This window comes from Dyadobacter ginsengisoli DSM 21015 (assembly GCF_059568735.1).
The window spans coordinates 402962-418612 of the sequence record NZ_JCANTY010000004.1 but is presented as its reverse complement, the minus strand read 5'-3'; the positions used below and the strand labels follow the sequence as shown (position 1 = coordinate 418612).

The 15651-nt window shown below is 47.8% G+C and carries 14 protein-coding genes; 8 read left to right on the top strand and 6 right to left on the bottom strand.

From position 1 onward, the window contains the following. Positions 1-285: 285 nt before the first annotated feature. Positions 286-1815: a glutamine-hydrolyzing GMP synthase gene (gene guaA, locus BP71_RS16880; protein ID WP_496381230.1), complete on the top strand. Its 1530-nt coding sequence runs from the start codon at positions 286-288 to the stop codon at positions 1813-1815. 67 nt (positions 1816-1882) lie between these two features. Here guaA and BP71_RS16875 read toward each other — a convergent pair whose 3' ends face one another. Then, complete coding sequence (locus BP71_RS16875; RefSeq protein ID WP_019940565.1) at positions 1883-2047, bottom strand: DUF1328 family protein; 165 nt, start codon at positions 2045-2047, stop codon at positions 1883-1885. Positions 2048-2327: 280 nt separating this feature from the next. Between BP71_RS16875 and BP71_RS16870 the strand changes: the two genes are divergently transcribed. Then, positions 2328-4184 (top strand): M1 family metallopeptidase, encoded by a 1857-nt coding sequence (locus BP71_RS16870; RefSeq protein ID WP_496381228.1) that lies wholly within the window; start codon positions 2328-2330, stop codon positions 4182-4184. Here the strand turns inward: BP71_RS16870 and BP71_RS16865 are convergent, their stop codons facing one another. The 3 genes from BP71_RS16865 to BP71_RS16855 form a co-directional block, all read right to left on the bottom strand. Next, positions 4185-6749 (bottom strand): DUF5686 and carboxypeptidase regulatory-like domain-containing protein, encoded by a 2565-nt coding sequence (locus BP71_RS16865; RefSeq protein ID WP_496381226.1) that lies wholly within the window; start codon positions 6747-6749, stop codon positions 4185-4187. It lies immediately after the preceding gene. Between the two features lie 199 nt (positions 6750-6948). Next, positions 6949-7656, bottom strand: coding sequence for a DsbA family oxidoreductase (locus tag BP71_RS16860; protein ID WP_496381224.1), 708 nt, complete (start codon positions 7654-7656; stop codon positions 6949-6951). A 79-nt stretch (positions 7657-7735) separates the two neighbouring features. Continuing rightward, on the bottom strand, positions 7736-8368 hold the full coding sequence (locus tag BP71_RS16855; protein WP_496381222.1) for an NAD(P)H-dependent oxidoreductase: 633 nt from the start codon (positions 8366-8368) through the stop codon (positions 7736-7738). A 101-nt stretch (positions 8369-8469) separates the two neighbouring features. On the opposite strand from BP71_RS16855, the gene BP71_RS16850 reads away from it, so the two are divergent. Beyond that, positions 8470-8835 carry a winged helix-turn-helix transcriptional regulator gene (locus tag BP71_RS16850; protein WP_496381220.1) on the top strand — a complete coding sequence of 122 codons (366 nt, stop codon included), beginning with the start codon at positions 8470-8472 and terminating at the stop codon, positions 8833-8835. Here the strand turns inward: BP71_RS16850 and BP71_RS16845 are convergent, their stop codons facing one another. Next, a complete protein-coding gene (locus BP71_RS16845; protein ID WP_496381218.1) occupies positions 8836-9201 on the bottom strand; it encodes a hypothetical protein in 366 nt (121 codons plus the stop codon). A 118-nt stretch (positions 9202-9319) separates the two neighbouring features. On the opposite strand from BP71_RS16845, the gene BP71_RS16840 reads away from it, so the two are divergent. Next, positions 9320-11236 carry a T9SS type B sorting domain-containing protein gene (locus BP71_RS16840; protein WP_496381216.1) on the top strand — a complete coding sequence of 639 codons (1917 nt, stop codon included), beginning with the start codon at positions 9320-9322 and terminating at the stop codon, positions 11234-11236. 75 nt (positions 11237-11311) lie between these two features. Here the strand turns inward: BP71_RS16840 and fbaA are convergent, their stop codons facing one another. Further along, the gene (gene fbaA / locus BP71_RS16835) at positions 11312-12391 is read right to left on the bottom strand and encodes a class II fructose-bisphosphate aldolase (protein ID WP_496381214.1); all 1080 of its coding nucleotides are present in this window, start codon (positions 12389-12391) and stop codon (positions 11312-11314) included. A gap of 239 nt (positions 12392-12630) precedes the next feature. Between fbaA and BP71_RS16830 the strand changes: the two genes are divergently transcribed. Genes BP71_RS16830 through BP71_RS16815 form a run of 4 tightly spaced genes read left to right on the top strand, consistent with a single transcriptional unit; the run spans position 12631 to position 15643 of the window. Beyond that, positions 12631-12870 carry a hypothetical protein gene (locus BP71_RS16830; RefSeq protein WP_496381212.1) on the top strand — a complete coding sequence of 80 codons (240 nt, stop codon included), beginning with the start codon at positions 12631-12633 and terminating at the stop codon, positions 12868-12870. Next, the gene (locus BP71_RS16825; protein ID WP_496381210.1) at positions 12867-14081 is read left to right on the top strand and encodes a hemolysin family protein; all 1215 of its coding nucleotides are present in this window, start codon (positions 12867-12869) and stop codon (positions 14079-14081) included. The genes BP71_RS16830 and BP71_RS16825 overlap by 4 nt, the downstream gene beginning before the upstream one ends. 13 nt (positions 14082-14094) lie before the next feature. Further along, positions 14095-15000, top strand: coding sequence for a class A beta-lactamase, subclass A2 (gene bla, locus BP71_RS16820; protein WP_496381208.1), 906 nt, complete (start codon positions 14095-14097; stop codon positions 14998-15000). Between the two features lie 22 nt (positions 15001-15022). Continuing rightward, a complete protein-coding gene (locus BP71_RS16815) occupies positions 15023-15643 on the top strand; it encodes an ABC transporter ATP-binding protein (RefSeq protein ID WP_496381206.1) in 621 nt (206 codons plus the stop codon). Positions 15644-15651 lie beyond the last annotated feature (8 nt).

Genomic DNA, 15651 nt, shown 5'->3' with positions numbered 1-15651 from the left:
GTTCAGCGCACCCGGGGCGAATTGTTCCATTAGGTACACTGCAAAGATAGGTACTTGGTATAACATAGAACCTTTGATTACACAAAAGGCTTGTATGTTACATAAGTGGTGTGTGTCTATCTTTCGGCTTATAGATACAAAGTGACAAAACAAAGTTGCATGTTGGCCGAAAAAAAGTTTGAATGGTGAAATACCAATATGAACGTCAAACAACCCTAAGTTTCAACTTCGTTTTTTGCTTTTCGCCCAATCTCCCTACCTTTGCGTTTTAGATAGCATATATATATGACTGAACAAATTCTTATTTTAGATTTTGGCTCACAGTACACCCAATTGATCGCACGAAGAGTCCGTGAACTGAATGTTTATTGTGAAATCCACCCATACAACAATTTCCCCGATCTCACTCCCAACGTCAAAGGCGTAATTCTCTCAGGAAGCCCGTGCTCGGTTCGCGATGCGGATTCTCCCCGGATTGATCTCGATAAGTTTCGTAAGGTGATACCCGTGCTGGGTGTATGTTACGGCGCGCAATTGCTCGCGCAAGAGCTCGGAGGGGATGTAAAACCTTCGCAACATCGGGAATACGGCCGTGCCCGCCTGGAAATAGACGATAGCGACTCATCGCTATTGGCTGGCCTTTCGGAATCGTCTCAGGTTTGGATGTCACATGGTGATACGATCGTGCGCGTGCCGGATAATTTTCATCTCATTGCATCCACCGAATCGGTCAAAGTAGCAGCATTCAAGGTAGAGGATGAGCTGACTTATGGTATCCAGTTCCACCCCGAGGTTACCCATACTACCGAAGGCAAGCAGTTGCTGCACAATTTTGTAGCCAATATTTGCGGATGCAGGCAGGACTGGACTTCTGAATCTTTTGTGGAGCAAACCATCGAGCAGCTACGCAAAAAGCTGGGCGACGACCGGGTTGTAATGGCATTGTCGGGAGGAGTGGATTCCACAGTGGCCGCCACGCTGGTCCACCATGCGATCGGAAAGAACCTCTATTGCATTTTTGTAGATAATGGCCTGTTACGGAAAGATGAGTACGAGCAGGTGCTGCATTCTTATCAGGATATGGGCCTGAATATCAAAGGTGTCGATTCGAAATCACACTTTTATCAGGCATTGGAAGGATTGAGTGAACCCGAAGCAAAAAGAAAGGCGATCGGGAAGGCATTTATCGACGTTTTTGATCAGGAAGCACATCTGATCGAGGAAGTGAAATGGCTGGGGCAGGGTACCATTTACCCTGACGTGATCGAATCCGTTTCGATCAAAGGCCCTTCGGCAACGATCAAATCGCACCATAATGTGGGCGGTTTGCCTGATTTTATGAAATTGAAAGTCGTGGAGCCGCTGAACACATTGTTTAAGGACGAGGTGCGCGCGGTAGGACGTACACTAGAGATCGATGAGAAAATCCTGGGGCGTCACCCATTCCCGGGGCCTGGTCTGGCAATTCGTATTCTCGGTGACGTTACACCTGAGAAAGTGGCAATATTGCAGGAGGTAGACGCCATTTTCATCGGCGGGCTCCGCAAATGGAATCTTTATAAAGATGTATGGCAGGCAGGCGCGATGCTGCTGCCTGTACAGAGCGTGGGGGTAATGGGCGACGAGCGCACCTATGAGCGTGTGGTTGCGTTACGCGCAGTAACGTCCGTCGACGGCATGACCGCCGACTGGGCACACTTGCCATACGACTTCCTTGCAGAAGTTTCAAACGACATCATCAACCGGGTAAAAGGGGTGAACAGGGTTGTTTACGACATTTCTTCGAAACCACCGGCTACCATTGAATGGGAATAGCAAGAACTCTTTACGAAAAAAGCGGACCTAGGTCCGCTTTTTTCATTTAGTATCTTTCTGAATGGCGTCAGGATCGTCCGACGCCACGGCTTAATAGGCTTAATACGAAAAGAACGAGGAATACGAAGAATAGAATTTTTGCGATTCCGGCTGCGCCTGCTGCTATACCTCCGAATCCTAGGATCCCGGCCACGATAGCGATGATCAGAAATATTACGGTCCATCTAAGCATGATTGACAAGTATTTAGGTTTTTGATTATTGATTTCTGATTTGATAATTACCAAATATGTGCCAGAACCATGGAAGCGCTCAAAACGCCCCAAACCGGGTTTTTAGCTTATAAATGAGGTTTTTTGTGGAGAATGATGCCCAGTTTCAGGCCTTATTGGCAGCATTAAATGGGTGCGTTCTAGTAAAAGCATCAAGATTTGTTAGCCTGCGAGCCAGACATTTTTGTTATTTTGTACCCTTATATCAAATAACTCAACCGACCAAATTACCTGATTACTAATGAAGTTTAAATTTGCTGTGCTGTTGCTGGTCACGCTTGCGTTCCGGGTTTCAGCACAAAGTGACCGTTGGCAGCAGCGCGCGAAGTATCAAATGGAGGTGGATTTTGACGCTGTCAAACATCAGTATAAGGGTTCCCAAAAACTTATTTACACCAACAATTCTCCCGATACGCTTCAAAAGGTCTTTTATCATCTCTATCTGAATGCCTTTCAGCCGGAAAGCCAGATGGACGTGCGTTCGCGGTCAATCAGCGACCCGGATAGTCGAGTGAAAGACCGTATTTCCAAATTGTCGCCGAATGAAATCGGTTATGAAAAGGTGCTTTCGCTCAAACAGAATGGAAAAGCATTGAAACACGAAGTCGTGGGGACGATCCTCGAAGTGACTTTGAATGAGAAGATCCTTCCGAAATCACAACATACTTTTGAAATGGAATTTGAAGGACAGGTTCCTTTGCAAATCCGCCGAACCGGTCGCACCAACAGCGAAGGCATCGATTACTCGATGGCGCAATGGTATCCCAAAATGTGTGAGTATGATTACGAAGGCTGGCATTCCAATCCTTACATCGGTCGCGAGTTCTACGGGATCTGGGGGGATTTTGACGTGAAAATTACGATGGATGCCGCCTATACCATCGCAGGCACGGGCTATTTGCAGAATCCCGACAAAATAGGCCATGGCTATTCTCCCAAAAATATTACTCATAAACCGGGCGACCGGCTTACCTGGCATTTCGTTGCGCCGGAAGTGCACGATTTCATGTGGGCGGCTGACCGTGACTACAAGCACGATGTCGTCAAAGTGGATGACAATCTTGACTTGCATTTCTTTTACCAAACCGATACGCTGGCCAATTCCTGGAAGGAAATGGAACCGCTGGCAGTGCGTTCTTTCAAGATCATGAACGAAAAATTCGGCCGCTATCCCTATAAACAGTATTCGGTGATCCAGGGCGGCGATGGTGGTATGGAATATCCGATGGCGACGTTGATCATGGGGCGCTTAAACCTCAACGCATTGACCAGTGTGACCGTCCACGAGTCCATTCACAGCTGGTTTCAGATGATCCTTGGGACAAATGAGTCCAAATACCCGTGGATGGATGAAGGTTTTACGACCTACGCGCAGAATATCGTGATGGCGGAGCTGTTTCCCTCAAAGGGCGATATACAGCGTACCGCTACCGCAAGTTACCGGAGCCTGGTGAAATCCGGCCTGGAAGAGCCATTGACCACGCACGCCGATTTTTACAACACCAACCGCGCTTACAGCGTCGCCAGCTACTCCAAAGGTGCCGTTTTTCTGAACCAGCTTGCCTATATTATCGGGAATGAGAAGTTTGAGAAAGGTATGAAGCGGTATTTCAATGAATGGAAATTCAAACACCCTAACCCAACCGACCTGAAAAGGATCATGGAAAAAGAGTCGGGGCTTGAATTGGACTGGTATTGGGAAAACTTCGTAGGAACAACCAAAACGATTGATTACAGTATCAGGGAAGTTGTAGCCAATGCCGGTAAAACGGAAGTGGTACTGGAAAGGATCGGACAAATGCCGATGCCATTGGATATCGTCGTGAGTTACAATGATGGCACGCAGGAGAATTTTTACATTCCACTCGAAATCATGCGCGGTGAGAAAGAGGAGGGGAGATATTCCAAAACGACTGTCATGGCCGATTGGGGCTGGGCTTTTCCCGAATATGCATTTACGATCGACCGCGCATTGTCGGACGTTCGTCTGATCGTCATCGATCCGAGCCAGCGGATGGCAGATATCGACACTGAGAACAATGTGTGGCCATCGCTGCCGAAGGCCGCGCCGCGCTTCAAAGCCGCCAAAGCGAAGTAATTATCTTCCGAACCTAAAAGAGGCTCCGACGCGCCATCCCATTCCCTGGAAATGGGTTCCGTGGAATTGCGCGACGGCCTCCAACCGGATGATCCGCACGATGTTATCGATCCCGTAAACTACTTCGGAGTAATTCCGGATCGTTGGGGCGCGCAGATAATGCAGCTGCAAAGTTTCGGAGAGTCCGGTCACGCGCAAGGCCTGGATGCGTGTGAGTGCGAAGTGCTGCATAGTCCAGGTTAAATGTGTTTGGAAAAACCATTTGGAGGTGCTGTACCGGTAGTAAGGCAGCATGCGGAACTGATCGGGCGGGTATATGTATTGGAAGAAGAATTCATTGCCCATAAAATGTTGGTAGTCGGGAAAATACATTTTTCTAGTACTTAAAAACCCGCCTCCATTCACCAGATATTCCAGATTGCTACGCGGTCCCAGGTTCAAATTCTGTCGGATCGTACCTTGCAGCAGGGAGTAATCCACGTCCCCCGCAAATCCCAGACCGCTCTTGTAGTTTACACTTAAAGAGGGACCTCTGCTCCTCAAATATCGTTTTTCACCATTCCGGATCAGATACCTTCTCCACGGACGCAATGTGGCTGTGAGATCGAGCAGCCAGGCATTATGTTCTTCAAAACCAGTGTTTTCAAGTTCACGGTTAACAGGGCGGTTAGGCGTGAAACCGAACTGACTCCAGAAGATGATCGGTCGGGCACTTTCCTGGTTGAAGAGCTCCTTGCGGCGTTCGAAATCGAGGCTTGCATTCAGGCTCAGAATGTCGCCGATGTTCCGCAAAGTGTATTGAATATGACCGTATTGTTTTTGATATACCTTCATCAGGCTGCGGTCGAAAAAACGTGCGGCAACGCTGTTGGGCAATGGGGGAATAGGCTCCCGGCTGTTGATCTGGGAGGCCATTTCGCCACCGGCGAGGGACAGGTTCCAACGGTTATTGCCTATGTTGGTTTCAAGGTTTCCGTATAATCTTTTACGCCCGAACGAGTACCTTACCAGCGGGCGCACACCCAGGTAGGAGGATTTGCCCCATTTCTTTTGCCATTCGGTGATGAAGTTGATCGCATTGCCTTCCACAGAGTTGTAGCTGATGGACAGCAGCGGGCTCCTGAAGTAAAACGTGTTGCGATTGCCCAGTGCGTAGGTATTCCCGGTCAGGATATGCATGGGCTTGAAATGCAGGGAGTCGGGTCTGTTTTTGATGCGCAGTGAATCTTTGACGACCTTGATGCTGTCCTGCAGCTGGTAGCTGGATACTTCGGATCTGGTCAGTGGAATCGGGCGCAACGCCTGCCAGTACGTGGTGTCGCGCTTGTTGGCCATGGAGTCGATCACGATGGAATCCTGTCTGACGAGCCTGTTGTCTGCAAGGTTTTCTTTATGTTCTTTCTTTTGCTGTTTCTCGTAATCTTTGGTCAGCTTTCTGAAATTTTTGGTAGAAAATTCCTTTTGCTCCCGGATCAGGTTTTTCAGGTCCTTTTTGCCGCTGATTTTGGTAGTCTCTTCTTTTTTATGATCGGCGATGACGATGTCCTCCCGCAGTCCCGGATCGACATCCAGCTTTTCGTATGTCAGCGAAACCACGTACCGGAATTCTCCTGCAAATCCCAGATAACTCCCATTGAGCCTGAAATGCTGGTTCACAGGTATCCATACGCCTTGCACGGGCCTGAAAAGCTGTTTAGCGGAAATATTGAGCCCGCTCGTCGTGGTTTGAAGATCGTAGCTGTGGATCGCCCAGCGGTCTTCGAGGATAAATAGGCTTCCTTTGAAAACACCTTCGCCATAAGCCTTGGGTATCACCCTGATTTTATTGACCAGTTGTCCGTTTTCTTCGAAATAACCCTCGTATTCAAACTTGTAGTAGGCAAATGCCTTGGGCGAGAGGGGCGAGATCGTTCCCGCTATTTCGGGACTGTATAAGCTCGCCAGAATGTATTCGTTAGGTGAAGGAATGCTGTTGTCCAGGCTGTTGCGGGTAGAAATGATGCGCTGGTTATAGTGATTAGGTCGCCGGTACCTGATTTCCGCTACGCTTTCGTTGATGATGGATTTGCCTTCCTGTACCCCTTCTTTTTTCAAACGTCTTTCGAGCAGATAGGGGATTTTGATAGGCAATGCGGTGCTCCGGGAATATACTTTGGCCGTGTAGCCGCGCAACTGCAACTGGTGGAACCTGGCTTTTGCAATGGCCCTTCGCATGACCGTGTAAGCCGGATCTTCTTTTCCTTTCCCTATCGTAGCTTCCTGCAAACTGAGCGCCTGTTCTTCCAGATCTACATTCAATTCAATGAAATCACCGCCGATCGTTACCGCTTTGGTAATGCTTTTGAATCCCAGATATTGAAAGACAATTTCATGGTTCCCGGCTGGCAGGCTGAATTCGTATTCGCCTTCCTCGTTGGCCATGGTGCCGTTGCTCGTGCCTTTGACCGAGATGCCCGCATAGGGAAGCGCGTTTCCGTTTTTTGTGGTAATACGTCCCCTGATTCCACCCGCATGGGCGATTTTTTGCATCACAAGGAAGAGGATCAGAATGACCAGGAAACGCATATAGCAGGGTATAAGTGCTGACAGGAACGGTTGTAACGCTATTATTTGTACAAGCAATTGCCGCAATTAGCACAAAATACATGACATTACAGGTTGCTCACCTGACTTTACTTACAGAACCGTACCAGTGATGCGGGGGCAAATAAAAAGCGGTACATCGCCCGAGCAATGTACCGCTTTGGAAGAGAGAAGACCTGGTTTAGTCGCATTCCCCGTCGATCGTGCAATTGGCACCATCGGCCAGACTTACCAGGGGTTTGGGATTGGCTTTTTCCCATTCTGTGAACGACTGTTGAAGCGCTCCCAGGAATGTCTCGGTATGTTGTGCGCCCGAAACCGCATATTTACGGTCGAGGACAAAGAAGGGCACGCCTCGTGCGCCCACCTGTTGTGCTTCGTAAATGTCCCTGCGAACATCTTCGCTAAACCGGGCACCGTCCAAAATAGCCTTTAATTCGGCGGCATCCAGGCCGATCGCAGTCCCGAGTTCGATCAGCGTCGCATGGTCGGCCGTATTTTTGCCATCTGTGAAATAGGCTTTAAATAGCTGCTCTTCGGCTGCGTCGCCCAGTCCTTTGGTTTTTGCAAATTGCAGGAAACGGTGCGCATCGAAAGAGTTAGCCAGAACTGCTTTGTCCATATTGTATTCCAGGCCCGCGTCTGCGGCCATTTGTGTTACCTGGTCGTTGACCTGCTGTGCATACTCGGGTGTCCAGCCTTTTACTTCGGCCAGATACTCATTAACGCTCTTGCCTGGCTCGGTTTTCATTTGGGGGTTTAACTGGAAGCTTTTCCATTCCACCTGAATCTGGTCACGTTGGGGGAATTCGGCCAATGCACTTTCAAAACGCCTTTTGCCGATGTAGCAAAAAGGGCACATAACATCACTCCATATCTCGACTTTCATAATTTCGTTTATCTATTTTCACAAGGGCGATGTCGTCATTCGCGGTTATTCGCCCGTTTGTCACTATTATCAGAAAATGTCATATTGCGATAAAAAGTTCGTCGTGAGCTCTCCGGACCTTTTTCGCATTCACGAGCGGATCCTTCTGATGATCCCGGTAACCGAGTGCGAGGATGACGACGCTGCGCAGCCCTTTTTCTCTTAATCCCAGAACTTCATCCAGTTTGTCAGCGTCGAAGCCTTCCATCGGAGTAGCATCCACTTCTTCCGTAGCGGCGGCTACCAGCGCGTGGCCCAACGCAATGTATGCCTGGCGGGCCGACCAGTTGAAGTTCACCTCTTCGCTACGGCTGAGGATGCCGCCATTGATGTTGCTTTGAAATCCTGCGAGCGATTCCAGACTTACATTCCGGGTTGAAGCGATGAGTTTCATGTATTCATCGACGTGTTGCGTCGTTACTTTTTCCCATGCTGCGAATACCAGCAAATGGGAAGCATCCGGGATTTGGGGCTGTTTAGCGGCTGATTGATGTATTTTTTCTTTGAGATCCTTGTTTTCGATCACGACCACATTGTAGGGTTGAAGGCCTCCGGACGACGGGGCCAGCTTTATAGCTTCCAGAATATTTTTCAGTTTCTCCTGGGGAACGGGCTGGCCGTTCATCCGTTTGGTGGCATATCGCCAGTTCAGTTTTTCTATTAACTCACTCATTTTTATATAAGTTTGGACTCTTATTGACTAATTCATGTGCAAACTTAATTAAATTTACTATACATTTGTAAGTAGTATACAAAAGGATAGTGCTTGAAGCTATGGAAAAAACAAAAGAAACAAAGCCGCACAGTTGGGACGAATGCACCAAGAGCATTTTACCCGTGCGGGACGCATTGGAAGTACTAAGCGGCAAATGGAAGCTCCCCATCATCATTTCACTGATGTTTGGAAACAAGCGCTTTTCGCAGATCGCGAAAGAGGTGCCCGGTATTACGGATAAAATGCTTTCAAAGGAGCTACGCGAACTCGAATCCAACGACCTGGTGAAACGGACGGTTTACGACTCCATTCCCGTGGTAGTCGAGTATTCACTCACGGAATATGGGCATTCTCTGAAAGTTGTGATTAAGACGCTACGGGATTGGGGCGTCGCGCATCGGAAACGGATGATGGTGGCGGAGTGATCAGGGGGTATTGATCCCCTTCAAATACATGCCTGTGTACGCCGTATTGTTCCTTACAAAGTCGGGCATTGCGTCCATTACACGTATATTGATCAGAGCAGGAAACCTTTCTTTTATTAAATCGTAATCCTGTTGGTATCGGTTGGAAACGATGAACCTGCCGCTACCCGGCTCCCCCAGAAAGATCTTTCCCTTTCGGGTCACAGCAAAGTAGTCGCCGAAATAATTGACACGTCCGCCGGTGACTGTAAATGGAATGGAAAAATTCCCCTTGGGAAAATAAGCTGTTTCGCCTGCATACATTGCAAAAAGCAACCCGCGACAGGTTGCTTTTTTGAATTTATTCAACCCTGATAACTCATACATACCCGTTGCTCATTGTTTTTCAATACATGCCCAGAGATTTGCTAGCATGTGCGTGAATGTCGATCGTGGCGTTTACCCCCGGGTTTAATTACCTAACCTTTAATCTCTGTCGGTAAAAATGAGCAAGCTGTTTCTAATCATTGCATTGTTGTGTTGTTGCACCCGAGCATTCAGCCTCTCTGTTTTGGGAAGCCATCTTGAATGGCAAACCGTGCCGGGTTCAAAAGGATTATATAAAGTAAGGTTAACGCTCTATCTTGACGCAACCAGTGCCGAATTGGAACAGCAACAACAATATATTTACCTTTTCCATAATGACAGGCACTGGGAAAAAGTGGGACGATGGCTCTATTTTGGCCTCTTTTACCTGGAACGAGTATCTTCCCGGGGACTTGAACAGGATACACTTGCCTGCGCCGGAACAGGTCCTTGGGACGACTTTGAAGGTCAGCGGCATGTCTTTGTGAACATCTATGAAAAAACGATAGGACTTCCTGGTTTGCCAATGTTGTCTCCGGACAACGGCTTTATTGTAGCATGGCATGGACTTGGACAACGTGATGGTAAGGATAGCAATTTCTCTAACTCGTCATTTATGTATGAATGGGTAACGACGTTTATCCCACCTGAAACAAGTAACGGCGCTGCCATCCGGAATTCGAGCCCGGTAATCGGAAACGTTAACACCTTCTTTGTATGCAAAGATGGGCTCGCAACTATTCAACTATCGGCAACTGATCACGATGGAGACAATCTTAAATACAGATTGTCGAAGCCTTATGGAGTTTATTCCAGCAAGGAACTCTTCGAGGACATATTATCCGTTGCTGATATGACCTGGGGACCAGGCTACAGCGACCAAAACCAAATGCACGGAAACCCGTCACTTGGCATCGATGAGAGCACCGGGTTAATCACTGTAAAGCCCAGTGAAGAAGGCCAGTACTTTATAGGCATATCGGTCGAAGAATATCGAAACGGAAAAAAGATCGGTACAGTCAGCTTTTATTACACGCTCACGGTCGTGAACTGCAACGAGCGGCAAGCTTGGGATAAGGACATATACAAAGACACCACCTCAATCCAAACCCTCACTATCTGCGAGGGATCGGAAGTGACATTAGCTTCCAGACAAACCTTCCCCGGTGCACAGCCCGAATTCCAATGGACAAAAAATGGTAAGGTAATCTGGGAAGCAAATGCACAAAGCATTGTGGTTGCGGAAGAAGGTGAATACCAATTGTCCACGTCCGGAATAGCGGGTTGCCCGACCTCATTCAAATCGGAAATTGTGCATGTCAATGTCATTTCATCCGGCGCGAAAATGGATAGCATTCCACCGCTGTGTAATGTTGCCGGTACACCGATACAATTACGGGCGGCGCCAGCGGGCGGAACATTTGCTGGCGTGGGAGTGTCAGGCAATTCTTTTGACCCGCACATGGCCGGCGCAGGTACGCATGAAATTGAATACACCCTTGACGGCTCAGGGGCTTGCCCCACTTCGGTTGCCAAACGGGAGGTTGTTGTAAGTGAAGTACCGGCATTAGACTTGAAGGATGTCTTGTACGCTTCCCGCAATAAGCCCGTTTCGATTGGTGTCAAAGATTCGCTTGATCTGGAATATAAATGGATGCCGCCCACCTACCTCAATGATGAAACCTACGCCAATCCGATATCAACGCCGGCGGCCAATATTACCTACACCGTTACTGCTGCAAATGAATACGGCTGCACTGTAAGCCGAGAGGTTAAAATAAAAATCGTGGAACACATTCTCGTTCCCGACGCATTTACACCCAACGAAGATGGAATTAATGAAACGTGGGAGTTGAAAGGCATCGAAGGTTATCCGAATTGCCATGTGACTATTTACAACCGGTGGGGAGAAGTGATATTCAATTCAACTGGTTATAAAGTGCCGTTTGACGGAATGGCGGCCGGCGCGGTGCAAATGCCCGGTGTCTACGCGTATAAAATCAGGCTTACCGAAAACAGTCCCGAGCTGACAGGGTCGGTAACGCTCATTCGCTGACGTTTTTCCAAAGTGGCGACACAAAAAAAGCAACCCCGAAAGGTTGCTTTTTCATTCATAAAGTCAGAAAACAGATTATCCCAACTGATTGATGCAGTTCAAATCTTCGAACGCAACTTTCAGACGGGCGATCATGCTTTCTTCGCCTTTGCGTAGCCATACGCGTGGGTCGTAGTATTTTTTGTTAGGTGAATCTGCGCCTTCGGGGTTGCCGAGTTGTGATTGCAGGTAACCTTCTTTGGATTTGTAATAGTTGAGAACACCTTCCCAGGTCGACCATTGCATATCGGTATCGATGTTCATTTTGATTGCACCGTACTCGATTGCTTCACGGATCTCTTCGCGGGATGATCCTGATCCTCCGTGGAACACGAAGTTTACAGGCAATTCGCCGGTTCCGAATTTCTCCTGGATGTAATTCTGTGAATTGCGAAGGATTTTCGGCTCCAATTTTACATTACCTGGCTTGTAAACACCGTGAACATTACCGAATGCAGCTGCAATGGTGAAGTTCGGGGAGATTTTGGAAAGCTCTTCGTAAGCGAATGCCACTTCTTCCGGTTGTGTATACAGTTTTGAGCTGTCTACATCGCTGTTATCAACACCGTCTTCTTCGCCACCGGTCACACCGAGTTCGATTTCAAGTGTCATCCCCAACTTCGCCATACGCTCGAAATATTTAGCGCAGATCTCGATGTTTTCCTCGATAGGCTCTTCGGAGAGATCCAGCATATGCGAGCTATATAAAGGCTTGCCGTACTGATCGAAATAGCGTTCACCGGCATCCAGCAGACCGTCGATCCAGGGAAGCAGTTTTTTCGCGCAGTGGTCGGTATGAAGGATTACAGGAACCTCATACAATGCCGCCATCTGATGTACGTGCATCGCACCTGAGATACCACCGGCGATAGCCGCCTGCTGGTTGGCATTTGAAAGGCTCTTTCCTGCGTAAAATATAGCGCCGCCATTCGAAAATTGAACAATGACAGGGCTGTTGACCGCTTTGGCTGTTTCCAGGACCGCATTTACCGAGTTGGTACCTACCACGTTAACCGCCGGAAGGGCGTAGTTATTTTCGTTGGCATGGCGGAAGATTTCGCTAACTCCATTGCCGGTTACAACACCGGGTGCAAAGCGTTTTGTAGTTTCGCTCATAGTAATAAAGATATTTTTTCAAGAAATAATTTTACAATTCAAACGTCAGAGTTGAATTGTACGGCAATCCCTGCAAGTTAGGTATTTTAGGTAAAACAGAGGAGTTCTGTGAGGTTAATTATGCATTGAAACGAAGATTAATCCATGGATCTCCGTTTTGGCACAATCTGTGTATCTTTGAAACGAATTGCATAAAACGGGACTCTGTTTCCCGCCCATTTTCACGAATCGCTTCATTGATGAATTCCAAACTGATCCGGACGATCTTCCTGGCCCTCGCCTTCGGTTTCCTGGTATTGTGGGTGCTTGAGTTCCGGCGCGCGGGGCTTTTAGAAAGCTATTGGCTTTTACTGTTGTGCATAGTTTCCTTTTTGCTCTTTCAATTCAGCCGTCTGAAAGCTGCTACGCTGGCCAGACAGGCGGATCAGGAAAACGCATCTCAACCTCACCGGAAACCCGGTAAAACAATCAAGAAATGAACCTGCTGCTACTGGGCGTGACCATTATTTTCTTCCTGCTGGCAGGTTATTACGGGGCTGTAAGATCTGTGCTGCTGGATGTGTGGATCGACAGATATTCGCTCAGGCATGAGAAAAGCGAACAGGTCGAGCAGACACTCTACTGGCGAAGGATATTGCGGATGATCCGCTTGCTGGCCGTAGCATTAGGCTGCTTCATGGCCGTGATCACGGTTTTTCCATTATTCGAATTAAAAACCGGCGCTCAGAACTGGCTGCTGATCGCGGCGCTTTTTGTGACTTTGGTTTTTGTATGGATGGGATCTTATTCCAGCTGGGTCAAAATCGGACGGAATTTTCCAAAAGTACTGGATTTGAAAGCGTTTCCCGTGCGCTTCGGAGAATGGCTGATGACGCCCCTGTATTGGGTAATTGAGCCTTTTGTAAAAGAGAATATCCTATCGCCGTCATTGCGCGACGATGTGATCTCTGCCGATGATCCCGATTTTGACGATCATAGCATTGAGGAACGAATGTTTATCAATGCGTTGGATTTCAAAGATTTAAGGATACGGGATTGCATGATTCCAAGGACGGAGATCTCTGCTGTGAATGTCAATGCGAGTATAGAAGACCTGAGAACGGCATTTCTGACGAGCGGTCACTCGAAGATCATCGTTCATAAAGAGTCTGTGGATGAAGTACTGGGGTACTGTCATGCATTGTCACTATTCAAAAAACCCAAGGAGATCAGCAGCATCATTACACCGATCCTGATTGTTCCGGAAGCAATGCCTGCCCGAGACCTGATGCTGCGTTTTCTGGAAGAGCGCAGAAGTATCGCATTAGTCGTTGATGAATTTGGCGGCACCTCAGGGCTGGTGAGCGTTGAAGATGTGGTGGAGCAGATATTCGGTGAGATCCAGGATGAATACGATACAACTGAGGACTGGACCGAGCGGCAGCTGGACGACCATACTTACATGCTGAGCGCGCGCCACGAACTGGACTACCTGAATGATAAATATGGATGGGAGCTCCCGGAAGGGGACTACGACACCATTGCGGGCATGCTGATCCATTTTTACGGGGATTTGCCCGATGAGCATGATGTCGTCGACATTCCTCCTTATTCATTCCAGATCGTTTCGGTACAGGATACCCGCATTGAACTCGTGAAACTTACCATTGAAGATAAGGAGCGCAAGGCGGAAAAAAACGGACATAATTAACAGAACACATACGATGACGATTATTTCCAAAACTGCGTTTTTCAAAATTGCCCTTTGTTTCTTCTTGCTGAGTAATGCTTCATTTGCACAACAGACTAAGTTGAGGTCTGAAATAGAAACGATCAGTACGCAGGCGAAAGGGATTGTGGGGGTAGGAATCGTGGATCTGAAGACGAAGGAAATGTTGCTTATTAATGGAAACCATAAATTTCCAATGCAGAGCGTATTCAAATTTCCGCTTGCCATGGCGATACTCGATCTGGTAGAGAAAGGAAAATATAAGCTCGACCAGAAAATACACGTGACAAAGGCAGAACTCGACCCGAAAACGCATAGTCCGATGCGTGATAAGCATCTCAACCAGGATTTCGACATAACAGTGGGCGAGTTGCTGAGCTACTCTGTTTCAGAAAGTGATAACAATGCCTGTGATATCCTGTTTGGCCTGGCGGGCGGAACGGAAAAAGTCAATGAGTACATCCATGGATTGGGTGTTAAGGACATTGCCATCGTAGCGACGGAAAAGGAAATGTCAAAAAGCTGGGATGTTCAATACCGAAATTACTGCCGGCCAGCTGCCATGCTTCAATTATTGGAAATCGTACATCAAAGATCGAAGCTTTCGAAGCAAAGCCATGACTTTCTCTGGAAAATCATGGTGGCCGGACCGACAGGCGCAAAAAGAATTAAAGGACTGCTGCCGAAAGATATTGTCGTTGCACATAAGACCGGCACTTCGGGCAGCAACGACAAGGGCGTGACCGCTGCCACGAATGACGTGGGTATCATGAAATTGCCAGACGGCAGGAGTATCGCGATCGTCGTGTTCGTTTCGGATGCGATGGCCGACCAGGACACGAGAGAGCTCGTTATCGCCAGGGTTGCCAAAGCGGCCGTGGATCACTACGCAGGAAAATAATCAGGAACTTAGAGAAGAATCAGTGCGCATTACAGTCGACAACATCGGTAAAAAGTTTATAAAGGAATGGATAGTCCGCAATGCAAGTTTCGAACTGGCGGCGGGGCAGAAATATGTTTTTATAGGCCCGAATGGCAGTGGTAAATCGACGCTCCTGCAACTGCTGACCGGTATGATCCCGGTTTCGGAGGGCAAAATCAATTACACCGACCGAAATGGCAAGGAAGTCGAAGTAGATCATTGGTATAAGCATATTGTGATCGCAGCGCCCTATCTGGAACTGATCGAGGAATTCACATTACGTGAGCAAATCGAGTTTCACAGCAGGTTCAAACCATTCAAAAACAGCATTTCCGCAAAGGATTTTGAGGAATTTATACAACTTCCGCATGCCAGCGGGAAGGTCATCCGGCATTTTTCTTCGGGTATGAAACAGCGGGTAAAGCTTGGGCTCGCGTTTCTCTCCGATGTCCCGGTCGTTTTTCTGGATGAACCAACCACCAATCTGGATGTACAGGGCATCAATTGGTATCTGGATCACGTAATAGACAACACTCAGAATCAGCTTGTTTTGCTAGGATCGAATGTGAAGCAGGAATACGAATTTTGTGAAAATATCATATCGGTTTCTGCGTTCAAATAGAAAAAACC

Coding starts and splice junctions, on each gene's coding strand:
- guaA (WP_496381230.1), top strand. CDS start 286: ATGACTGAACAAATTCTTATTTTAGATTTTGGCTCACAGTACACCCAA.
- BP71_RS16875 (WP_019940565.1), bottom strand. CDS start 2,047: ATGCTTAGATGGACCGTAATATTTCTGATCATCGCTATCGTGGCCGGG.
- BP71_RS16870 (WP_496381228.1), top strand. CDS start 2,328: ATGAAGTTTAAATTTGCTGTGCTGTTGCTGGTCACGCTTGCGTTCCGG.
- BP71_RS16865 (WP_496381226.1), bottom strand. CDS start 6,749: ATGCGTTTCCTGGTCATTCTGATCCTCTTCCTTGTGATGCAAAAAATC.
- BP71_RS16860 (WP_496381224.1), bottom strand. CDS start 7,656: ATGAAAGTCGAGATATGGAGTGATGTTATGTGCCCTTTTTGCTACATC.
- BP71_RS16855 (WP_496381222.1), bottom strand. CDS start 8,368: ATGAGTGAGTTAATAGAAAAACTGAACTGGCGATATGCCACCAAACGG.
- BP71_RS16850 (WP_496381220.1), top strand. CDS start 8,470: ATGGAAAAAACAAAAGAAACAAAGCCGCACAGTTGGGACGAATGCACC.
- BP71_RS16845 (WP_496381218.1), bottom strand. CDS start 9,201: ATGTATGAGTTATCAGGGTTGAATAAATTCAAAAAAGCAACCTGTCGC.
- BP71_RS16840 (WP_496381216.1), top strand. CDS start 9,320: ATGAGCAAGCTGTTTCTAATCATTGCATTGTTGTGTTGTTGCACCCGA.
- fbaA (WP_496381214.1), bottom strand. CDS start 12,391: ATGAGCGAAACTACAAAACGCTTTGCACCCGGTGTTGTAACCGGCAAT.
- BP71_RS16830 (WP_496381212.1), top strand. CDS start 12,631: ATGAATTCCAAACTGATCCGGACGATCTTCCTGGCCCTCGCCTTCGGT.
- BP71_RS16825 (WP_496381210.1), top strand. CDS start 12,867: ATGAACCTGCTGCTACTGGGCGTGACCATTATTTTCTTCCTGCTGGCA.
- bla (WP_496381208.1), top strand. CDS start 14,095: ATGACGATTATTTCCAAAACTGCGTTTTTCAAAATTGCCCTTTGTTTC.